Source organism: Arthrobacter sp. Y3225116, from assembly GCF_059091245.1.
Genome location: NZ_JBNHGL010000100.1, coordinates 1 through 10,038 on the forward strand (window position 1 = coordinate 1; position 10,038 = coordinate 10,038).

General features: G+C 68.9%; 10 protein-coding genes. 8 read left to right on the plus strand and 2 right to left on the minus strand.

The window, feature by feature from the left end:
* Nucleotides 1–1,231, minus strand: a 1,231-nt coding sequence (locus tag AC5RV2_RS10555) for an APC family permease (protein ID WP_494092293.1), incomplete at its 3' end; no start/stop codon positions are given.
* Nucleotides 1,232–1,443: 212 nt separating this feature from the next.
* On the opposite strand from AC5RV2_RS10555, the gene aspS reads away from it, so the two are divergent.
* The 3 genes from aspS to AC5RV2_RS10570 all read left to right on the plus strand — a co-directional run bounded on the left by aspS (nt 1,444) and on the right by AC5RV2_RS10570 (nt 5,405).
* Entirely contained in the window at nt 1,444–3,240 is a 1,797-nt protein-coding gene (gene aspS / locus AC5RV2_RS10560; RefSeq protein ID WP_494092294.1) for an aspartate--tRNA ligase, read from the plus strand.
* Nucleotides 3,241–3,322: 82 nt separating this feature from the next.
* Nucleotides 3,323–3,940 (plus strand): GNAT family N-acetyltransferase, encoded by a 618-nt coding sequence (locus tag AC5RV2_RS10565; protein WP_494092295.1) that lies wholly within the window; start codon nt 3,323–3,325, stop codon nt 3,938–3,940.
* Nucleotides 3,941–3,986: 46 nt separating this feature from the next.
* The gene (locus AC5RV2_RS10570; protein ID WP_494092296.1) at nt 3,987–5,405 is read left to right on the plus strand and encodes a replication-associated recombination protein A; all 1,419 of its coding nucleotides are present in this window, start codon (nt 3,987–3,989) and stop codon (nt 5,403–5,405) included.
* A gap of 25 nt (nt 5,406–5,430) precedes the next feature.
* Here AC5RV2_RS10570 and dtd read toward each other — a convergent pair whose 3' ends face one another.
* Nucleotides 5,431–5,883, minus strand: coding sequence for a D-aminoacyl-tRNA deacylase (gene dtd, locus AC5RV2_RS10575; RefSeq protein ID WP_494069085.1), 453 nt, complete (start codon nt 5,881–5,883; stop codon nt 5,431–5,433).
* Nucleotides 5,884–6,022: 139 nt separating this feature from the next.
* On the opposite strand from dtd, the gene AC5RV2_RS10580 reads away from it, so the two are divergent.
* The 5 genes from AC5RV2_RS10580 to alaS form a co-directional block, all read left to right on the plus strand.
* Nucleotides 6,023–6,478 carry a hypothetical protein gene (locus tag AC5RV2_RS10580; RefSeq protein WP_494092297.1) on the plus strand — a complete coding sequence of 152 codons (456 nt, stop codon included), beginning with the start codon at nt 6,023–6,025 and terminating at the stop codon, nt 6,476–6,478.
* 260 nt (nt 6,479–6,738) lie between these two features.
* A complete protein-coding gene (gene rpsD / locus AC5RV2_RS10585) occupies nt 6,739–7,365 on the plus strand; it encodes a 30S ribosomal protein S4 (protein ID WP_493967703.1) in 627 nt (208 codons plus the stop codon).
* Nucleotides 7,366–7,618: 253 nt separating this feature from the next.
* The gene (locus AC5RV2_RS10590) at nt 7,619–8,002 is read left to right on the plus strand and encodes a DUF948 domain-containing protein (RefSeq protein ID WP_494069083.1); all 384 of its coding nucleotides are present in this window, start codon (nt 7,619–7,621) and stop codon (nt 8,000–8,002) included.
* A gap of 18 nt (nt 8,003–8,020) precedes the next feature.
* Nucleotides 8,021–8,254, plus strand: coding sequence for a DUF6167 family protein (locus AC5RV2_RS10595; RefSeq protein WP_493977520.1), 234 nt, complete (start codon nt 8,021–8,023; stop codon nt 8,252–8,254).
* A gap of 77 nt (nt 8,255–8,331) precedes the next feature.
* Nucleotides 8,332–10,038: alanine--tRNA ligase (gene alaS, locus AC5RV2_RS10600; protein WP_494092298.1), on the plus strand; the 1,707-nt coding region annotated here is incomplete at its 3' end.

The following is a 10,038-nucleotide window of genomic DNA, read 5'->3' on the forward strand; positions in this document are numbered from 1 at the left end:
GGACCGGCGCCAGCGCCGCACGGCCGACCACGCCCGCGCCGAGCACGGCCAGCATCATCACCACGGACGTGACCGGCAGGGTGAAGGCCAGCAGCAGGCAGCCGAGGAGCCCGGCGACATTCAGCAGTTTGGGCGCGTGCCAGGGCCGCTCGTCCAGGGTGAGGGCGGCCGCATTCGTGACGCTGTAGTAAATCAGCACGCCGAAGCTGGAGAGCCCCACCACGGCCAGCACATCCTGGGTGAGCAGCAGGAAAATGACGACGGCGGCCACCACCAGGTCCGCCGCCCAGGGGACCTTGAACCGGGTGCCCACCGTCGCGAAGACGCGGGGCAGGTCGCCTTCCCGGGCCATGGCGAACGTGGTCCGGCCGACGCCGGCGATCAGCGCCAGCAGGGCGCCCAGGCTGGCGAGGGCGACGGCGATGGCCATGGCCGTGGTGCCCACACCGCCGCCGACCTCCTCCATCACGGCGCGCAGCGGGGCATCGCTCTCCGCCAGCAGCTCGGGCCCCAGGTAGCGCAGCAGTCCCAGGCCGATCAACACGTAGAGCACGAAGGTAATCAGCAGCGCGGAGAAGATCGCGAGCGGAATCAGCTTTTTCGGTTCGCGGATTTCTTCGCCCATGGTGGCGATCCTGGCGTAGCCGGCGAACGCGAAGAAGAACAGCCCCGCGGCCTGCAGCACGCCGTACGGGGACGCGGCGATCTGCCCGCCCGGGGCCCCGACCGGATCGGCGTCGAAGGCCACAACGATCGCGAAAACCAGCACGGCGGCCACGAACGCCACGATCCATCGCGTTACCCACGCAGTCCGGGTGATGCCCAGCAGGTTGATCGAGGTCAGCACGACGACGGCAGCCACGGCGGCGGCCGTGGCATACTCCGGGAAAACGTAGAGGCCGAAGGTCAGGGCCATGGCCGCGCAGGAGGCAATCTTGCCGGTCACGAAGCTCCAGCCGGCCAGAAAGCCGGGCCATTCGCCCAGCCGCTTCCGTCCGTAAATGTACGTGCCGCCGCTGGTGGGGTAGAGGGCGGCCAGCTGCGCGGTGGCCGCCGCGTTGCAATAGGCCACGAACGCCGCGATGCCCAGTGCCAGCGGCAGCCACGAACCGGCCGCGGCGGCCGCGGGACCAAACACCACGAAGACGCCGGCACCGATCATGGATCCGACGCCCACGGTGGTCGCGTCGACTCCGCCGAGGCGGCGTTCCAGCGACGATTCACTACTCACAGTTACTCCAGCTCCTTGCCCGCTGCGCCCGGGCGCCGGCCGGCCGGTCCGTGCCACTTCCTCTCGCGCGGCGGCAGCCGAGGTCCGGGGCGCAGCTTGATCAACGGTAAACTCGTCTACATCTCCACTCACCATAGCCGTACCCCGCCGCCGGACCAGGTAAACAGCGGGCGCCGGACAGATGAGCAAATCGTTCTACCGGAAGGACTGTTGTGCTGCGCACACACGACCTCGGCACCCTCAGGGCCGAGCACATCGGACAAACCGTTACCCTCGCCGGCTGGGTGGCCCGCCGCCGCGACCACGGTGGTGTGGCGTTCCTGGATCTGCGCGACGCCTCCGGTGTGGCGCAGGTAGTAGTCCGCGAGGAGGACGTGTTCCATTCGCTGCGCAATGAATACGTGCTGCAGATCAAGGGCACCGTGGAGAAGCGCCCGGAGGGCAATGAGAACCCGGCCCTCGCCACCGGTGAGGTGGAGGTCATGGCGGAGGACGTCGTCGTCCTCAACACCGCCGACCCGCTGCCGTTCCAGGTGGACGAGCACGTGGAGGTGGGCGAGGAAGCCCGCCTCAAGCACCGCTACCTGGACCTGCGCCGGCCGGGCCCCTCGAAGGCGCTGCGGCTGCGCTCGGAAGCCAACCGGGTGGCGCGCGAACTCCTGCACGGCGACGGATTCGTGGAGATCGAGACCCCGACGCTGACCCGCTCGACGCCCGAAGGCGCCCGCGACTTCCTGGTCCCGGCGCGCCTGGCCCCGGGGGCCTGGTACGCGCTGCCGCAGTCCCCGCAGCTGTTCAAGCAGCTGCTGCAGGTGGGCGGCTTCGAGAAGTACTACCAGATTGCGCGCTGCTACCGCGACGAGGACTTCCGGGCCGACCGCCAGCCGGAGTTCACCCAGCTGGACATCGAGGCCAGCTTCGTGGACCAAGACGACATCATCGCCCTCGGCGAGCGGATCGTCCAGGCCCTGTGGCGGCTGATCGGCGTCGAGATCACCGCGCCGATCCCGCGGATGACCTATGCCGAGGCGATGGACAAGTACGGTTCGGACAAGCCGGACCTGCGGTTCGGGCTGGAGCTGACCGAGCTGACCGACTTCTTCAAGGACACCACGTTCCGCGTCTTCCAGGCGCCCTACGTGGGTGCCGTGGTGATGCCCGGCGGGGCCTCGCAGGCCCGCCGCACCCTGGACGCCTGGCAGGAATGGGCCAAGCAGCGCGGCGCCAAGGGCCTCGCCTATGTGCTGGTCCAGGAGGACGGCGGGCTGACCGGCCCGGTGGCCAAGAACCTCACCGACTTCGAGCGCGAGAACCTCGCGGGCACCGTGGGCGCCAACCCCGGCGACTGCATCTTCTTTGCCGCCGGCGACCGTGCCGCCTCCCGTGCGCTGCTCGGCGCGGCGCGCGTGGAGATCGGCCACCGCACCGGCCTGATCAACGAGGGCGACTGGGCGTTCGTCTGGGTGGTCGACGCTCCCATGTTCGAGCCTGCCGAGGCGGCCGTCGCCTCCGGCGACGTGGCCGTGGGCGGGGGCAAGTGGACGGCCGTGCACCACGCCTTCACCTCGCCGAAGCCGGAATTCATGGACACGTTCGACACCGACCCGGAGTCGGCGCTGTCCTACGCCTACGACATCGTTTGCAACGGCAACGAAATCGGCGGTGGCTCCATCCGTATCCACCAGCGGGACATGCAGGAACGAGTGTTCAAGGTGATGGGGCTGGACAAGGAATCCGCGCAGACCAAGTTCGGCTTCCTGCTGGAGGGCTTCAAGTACGGCGCCCCGCCGCACGGCGGCATCGCCTTCGGCTGGGACCGCGTGGTTGCCCTGATGGCCGGCGAGGAGTCCATCCGCGAGGTCATCGCCTTCCCGAAGACCGGCGGCGGCTACGACCCGCTGACCGCAGCTCCGGCGCCGATCACGCCGCAGCAGCGCAAGGAAGCCGGCGTCGACGCCAAGCCGCAGCCCAAGGACGCGGCCAAGGAGGCCGGGGCCAAGGCGGAGTAGCCGGGCACTGATTCCTCCCTGACGTACGACGGCGGGCGCGCACCCCTTGCGGTGCGTGCCCGCCGTGCTGTCTGCTGGGAGCATGCAGACAGCTACCGGTGCCGGCGTCGCCGTCGTCCCGGCGAACCAAGCCTCCTGGGACGACCTGCAGGCGGTCTTCGGCACCCGCGGCGAAGCGGCGCGTTGCCAATGCCAGTGGTTCCAGACCCCGGCGGCCCAATGGCGGGAGGAGCTGGTCGAGGAACGCGCTTTCCGGCTCCGGGCCGAAACCCGGTGCGGTGATCCGGAGGCCGGCTCCACCAGCGGCCTGGTGGCCTACCTGGACGGCGAACCGGTAGGCTGGTGCGCCGTGGAACCCCGGACGGCTTACCGGCACCTGCGCACCAGCAGGGTGGTGTGGGCAGGCCGCGACGAAGACCCCGACGACGGGACGGTGTGGGCCGCGGTGTGCTTCACCACCCGGGCCGGCTTCCGGCGCCGCGGCATCAGCCGGGCCCTGGCTTCGGCGTCCGCCGGCTGGGCGGAGGAGAACGGCGCCCGCGCCATCGAGGGCTACCCGCTCATCCCCAAGCCCGGGCAGCGCATGACGTGGGGCGAACTGTACGTGGGCAGCCACAGCATCTTCAGCGCGGCGGGTTTCCGCGAGGTCACCCGCCCCACGCCCCGCCGCGCCGTGATGCGCGTCGACTTCCGGGAATAGGGCCCCGGTGCCCGGGCCGTCAGGGGAAAACGATAGCCTTGACCGTGTGAGTGACTTGTTCAGTGCCGCCGCGGGCGAGGATGAAGATTACGACGGCGACGGCCGGGGACCGGATTCCGACGCCGACGCCGGATCCGGGCGTCCCCGCAGCCCGCTGGCGGTCCGGATGCGGCCCCGCACGCTGGACGACGTGGTCGGCCAGCGGCACCTGCTCCAGTCGGGATCGCCGCTGCGGCTGCTGGCCGCCGGCGGTGCGGCCACCGGACCGGCGGGGCCGTCCTCGGTGATCCTGTGGGGCCCGCCGGGCACCGGCAAGACCACCCTGGCGCACGTGATCGCCCGCGGACCGGGCCGCAAGTTCGTGGAGCTGTCCGCCATCACCGCCGGCGTGAAGGACGTGCGCCGGGTGATGGACGAGGCCCTGACCGCCCGCGACCTGCACCGCATCACCACCGTGCTGTTCCTGGACGAGATCCACCGCTTCAACAAGGCGCAGCAGGACGCGCTGCTGCCCGGCGTCGAGAACCGCTGGGTGGTGCTGGTCGCCGCCACCACCGAGAACCCGTCGTTCTCCGTGGTCTCGCCGCTGCTGTCCCGCTCGCTGCTGCTGACGCTCCAGCCGCTGACCGCCGACGACATCGAGGCCCTGCTGGTGCGGGCGGTGGCGGACGAGCGCGGGCTGGCCGGGCGCGTGGCCCTGAGCGACGAGGCGCTGGAACACCTCGTGCGGCTGGCCGCCGGCGATGCGCGTCGCGGCCTGACCGCGCTGGAGGCCGCCGCGGGAGTGGCCTGGGGCGAGTCCGGCGGGACGGGCGAGGACGGCGCCCCGGTCCTCGTCGAGCTCGCCCACGCCGAGCGTGCGATGGACCGTGCCGCGCTGCGCTACGACCGGGCCGGCGACCAGCATTACGACATCACCAGCGCCTTCATCAAGTCGATGCGCGGTTCCGACGTGGACGCGGCGCTGCACTACATGGCCCGGATGCTGGAGGCGGGGGAGGACCCGCGGTTCGTGGCCCGCCGGATCGTAATCCATGCGTCCGAAGACGTCGGCATGGCCGACCCCACCGCGCTGCAGACGGCCGTCGCCGCCGCCCAGGCCGTGCAGCTGATCGGCATGCCCGAGGCCCGGCTGGTGCTGGCCCAGGCCGTGGTGCACATAGCCACCGCACCGAAGTCGCCGGCCTGCTACTTGGCGATCAACGCGGCAGTGGCGGACGTGCGCGCCGGACGCGGCCAGGGCGTTCCCGTGCACCTGCGCGACTCCCACTACGCCGGCGCGAAGGGCATGGGCCATGGGAAGGGCTACGTGTACTCCCACGACGCCCCGCACGGGATCGCCACCCAGCAGTACGCACCCGACGACCTGGTGGGCCGGAACTACTACGAACCGACCACCAACGGCGCCGAACGGGAGATTTCCGCCCGGGTGGACCGGCTGCGGAAGATCATCCGCGGCGAATAACGACGGCGGTGCCCGGCGGGCCGCCCTAATCGCGGCGCGGCTTGCCGAAGTCCTCGGTGTCCAGGCTGACGGTGAACGGGCCGGAATTCACCAGCTCCAGCTCCATCATCGCGCCGAACACGCCGGTTTCCACCTGCGCGCCGAGCACCCGCAGCGCCGCCACGAAGTCCTCCACCAAGGGCTCGCCGACCGCCGCCGGGGCGGCCGCCGACCAGGACGGCCTCCGGCCGCGGCGGGTATCGGCGTACAGGGTGAACTGGCTGACCACCAGCAGCGGGGCGCCGGCCGTGGCACAGGATTTCTCGCCGTCGAGGATCCGCAGCTGCCAGGTCTTCTGCGCCAGCGCCACGGCGTCGTCAGGGGTATCGGTGTGGGTGGCGCCGACCAGCACCACCAGTCCGGGACCGGGCAGGGCGCCCACCACGGCGCCGTCGACACTGACGCTGGCGCGGCTGGCGCGCTGCAAAATGGCTCGCATGGACCCAGCCTAGGTAAAAGCCGCCCCTGCACACGAAACGGCGGCGGCCGGAAGCCGACGACGTATACAACGGTGGACGCCGCACTGCGTGACCTCCCAGACTCCACGGGCCACACGGACCCGCGCACCACGCGCCCGCATGGCCGGGCCCGGAACAAACTCAACACGAGGCGCCCCCTACGACGTCGCGAAGCTGCGCCAGGCGTACTCTTCAACTGAAGGAGGAGCCATCAGAACGTTCCGTTTCAACAAGCGCCTAGTTTTCGAGATGCCCCAGCCGGCAAAGGCCCTCTTGCTGTGTGTACTTGGGTTCTTCCTCCTCGTCTTTGTCGTTGGTTTACTCAAGGGTCCGGGATGGTTGGTGCTGCTGGTTTTCGCAGCCGTCGGACTCTCGTTCTTTCTCTTTGGTCTCTGCATCTTTAGGGATGTCAATGGTGTGGCCAGTGCTTGGTCCCGTATATACAAGGAGAGCAAGGGAATACCGCAGGAGGGCTTCACCTTCATCGATGTTCCGACGGTAAGGTTCATGGGCTTCTGCTACATGTGCATGGGAGTCGTGGCCTTTGTCGGCATAGCACTCGAGACTTTCAGATAGCCACGCGCCCCCGCGCCGGCGGCGGCGGCCGGAAGCCACACCAGCCAGGGCACACGCGTGCGGCAGCAACCCGAGCTGCTGCTAGAATGGTTGGCTGACTGGCAAGCCGTTCTTCACGCGCCGTCAAACCCCGGATCACATCAGAGGTGGGGCCAGACGCGTGCCGCGAACGGACTGTAGCTGAAGGTAGCGGTTGACCAACGCTCTCCGATACATGGAGGCCAGCAAACCATTGCACCGCACATAACTGGAAGGACATCGTGGCTAACAACACACGAGCCCGCCGCAAGGTCCGCATTTCGCGTGCCCTTGGCATTGCCCTGACGCCCAAGGCTGAGAAGTACATGGAGCGTCGTCCGTACGGCCCCGGCCAGCACGGACGCGCCCGCCGCAAGCAGGACAGTGACTACGCCGTACGTCTGCGCGAGAAGCAGCGTCTGCGTGCCCAGTACGGCATCCGCGAAGCACAGATGACCCGTGTCTTCGAGGAAGCCCGCAACACCGCCGGCCTGACCGGTGAAAACCTGATCGAGCTGCTGGAAATGCGTCTTGACGCACTGGTGCTGCGTGCCGGCTTTGCCCGCACGATTGCCCAGGCCCGCCAGCTGGTGGTGCACCGCCACATCATGGTCGACGGCAAGCGCGTGGACCGCCCGTCCTTCCGCGTTTCCGAAGGCCAGCTGATCCACGTCCACGAGCGCTCCGAGAAGATGCCCCCGTTCCAGGTGGCAGCTGCCGGCGCTCACCGCGACGTGCTCCCCAACGTTCCGGCGTACCTGGACGTCGCTTTGGAGAAGCTGCAGGCCCGCCTGGTCCGCCGCCCCAAGCGCTCCGAGGTCCCCGTGACCTGCGAAGAGCAGCTGGTGGTCGAATACTACGCTCGCTAGGCCCGTTGTCCCGGGGGTGAAACCCCGGGACCGCACCTGCGAGATGCCGTCCCCGTGCGCGGGGCCGGCGCAGAACAGCCCGCGGCATCGCCGCGGGCTGTTCAGTAGGTAAGGTGTTGTCAGTGGCGGAACGGTGCCTGCGTCAAGGTGCGCCCCGCCGTCGTTAGCCGGACCCAAGCAGCAGATGGCCCGCCCACGCTGCGCGCGGAACCCGGAGTACGCCAAAAACCAACAATGAGGAGCGTTTGAGCCCATGTCAGGTGGAGATATCGCCGGTCTGATCGCCGCGGGCGTGTTCGCGGTGCTGGTGGCCCTGCTGGCCATACCGGTCTGGAAGCTCGGCAAGGTGTTTGACGAACTGCGCCAGGCTATCCGGGAAATCAGCGACGGCACCACCCCGCTGATCGGCGAAGTCACCACCACGGTGAGCACCACCAACGATCAGCTCAGGAAGGTCGACGGGATCTCCAACCACGTCTCGGACGCCTCCGCCAACCTGTCGGCCCTGACCTCGCTGGTCTCCGCGACCCTGGGCTCGCCCCTGATCAAGGTGGCAGCCTTCTCCTACGGCGTGCGCAGCGCCTTCAATTCCGCCGGCAAGGGCGCGCCCGAGGGCAAGCGCCGCCGCGGCCGCTGACCGGAAAGAGGAACCGACATGAAGCGAATGATCTGGATGGCCGCCGGCGTGGCGATCGGCGTGCTCGCGGTACGCAAGGTGTCCCAAACGCGTGAGGCGTTGGGCCCGGCGGGTCTGAACCGCGCCCTGGCGCAGGTGGCCGACTCCGTAGCCAACTTCGCCGACGCGGTCCGCGACGGCATGCAGGAACGTGAAACCGACCTGCGCCTGGCCCTGGGCATCGATTCCGCCGACGACGTCCGCAAGCGATAAGTTTTTTTTACGGTCACCGAAGCCCCAGCCCGGCGCCCACAACCGTATTGCACCCCGGAAGGTAAGACACAGGCACCATGAAATCCCATGAGATTGTCCGCCGCTGGCTCGACTTCTTCGAGAAGAAGGGCCATTCCGTGGTCCCCTCCGCGTCCCTCGTGTCGCCGGATCCCTCGCTGCTGTTCACCGTGGCCGGCATGGTGCCGTTCATCCCGTACCTGACAGCCCGCGAGACGCCGCCGTACCCGCGCGCCACCAGCGTGCAGAAATGCATCCGCACCGCGGACATTGAAGAGGTCGGCAAGACCGTCCGGCACGGCACGTTCTTCCAGATGTGCGGCAACTTCTCCTTCGGCGACTACTTCAAGGAACAGGCCATCGCGATGGCCTGGGAACTGCTGACCAGCCCGGTGGAGCAGGGCGGCTACGGCCTGCCGCCGGAGAAGCTCTGGATCACCGTGTACGAAGAGGACGAGGAAGCACTGGCCATCTGGCGCGACCAGGTGGGCGTTCCGGCCGAACGGATCCAGAAGTCCGGCAAGAAGGACAACTACTGGTCCACCGGGCAGCCCGGCCCGGCCGGCCCCTGCTCGGAAATCTTCTACGACCGCGGCCCGGAGTACGGGATCGAGGGCGGTCCGATCGCCGACGAGACCCGCTACATCGAAATCTGGAACCTGGTCTTCATGCAGTACCAGCGCGGCGCTGGCATCGGCAAAGAAGACTTCGAGATCCTGGGCGAATTGCCGCAGAAGAACATCGACACCGGCCTGGGCATGGAACGCCTCGCGATGATCCTGCAGGGCGTGGAGAACATGTACGAGACGGACCAGGTCCGCCCCGTGCTGGACAAGGCCGCGGAAATCTCCGGCAAGGAGTACACCAGCGCCGAGTCCGACGACGACCCGCACCACGGCGACGATGTGCGCATGCGCGTGGTCGCCGACCACATCCGCTCCTCCCTGATGCTGATCTCCGACGGCGTGACTCCCTCCAACGAGGGCCGCGGCTACGTGCTGCGCCGGCTGATCCGCCGTGCGGTGCGCGCCATGCGCCTGCTCGGCGTGGAACGCGCCTGCCTGCCGGACCTGCTGCCGGTCTCCCGGGACGCGATGAAGGGCACCTACCCGGAAGTGGCCGAGGACTTCGAGCGCATCAGCCGGATTGCCTACGCCGAGGAGAAGGCGTTCCTGCGCACCATCGCCTCCGGCACCGCCCGGCTTGAGGAGGCCGTGAAGGAATCCAAGGCCGCCGCCAAGCCGATTTCCGGCGAGGACGCCTTCACCCTGCACGACACCTACGGCTTCCCGATCGACCTGACCCTCGAGATGGCCGAGGAAGCCGGCCTGCAGGTGGACGAGGCCGGATTCCGCACGCTGATGGCCGAACAGCGCGAGCGCGCCCAGGCCGACGCCCGCGGCAAGAAGCTGGGCCACGCCGACGTGACCGTCTTCCGCGAGATGCTCGCCGACGGCGAGACCGTCTTCACCGGCTACGACGAACTCACCACCGAATCCACGGTGCGCGGCATCGTCCGCGGCGGCGAAGTGCGCGGCTTCGCCGGCCAGGGCGAGGAAATCGAACTGGTGCTCGACGCCACCCCGTTCTACGCCGAGGCCGGCGGGCAGGCCGCGGACGTCGGGCTGATCACCGGCGACGGGTTCGTGGTCGAGGTGCTCGACGTGCAGAAGCCCGTCAAGGGCCTGAGCGTGCACAAGGCCGTGGTGCGCGAGGGCGAACTGCCCTCCGGCGCCACGGTGCAGGCCGCCGTCGACGCCCAGCGC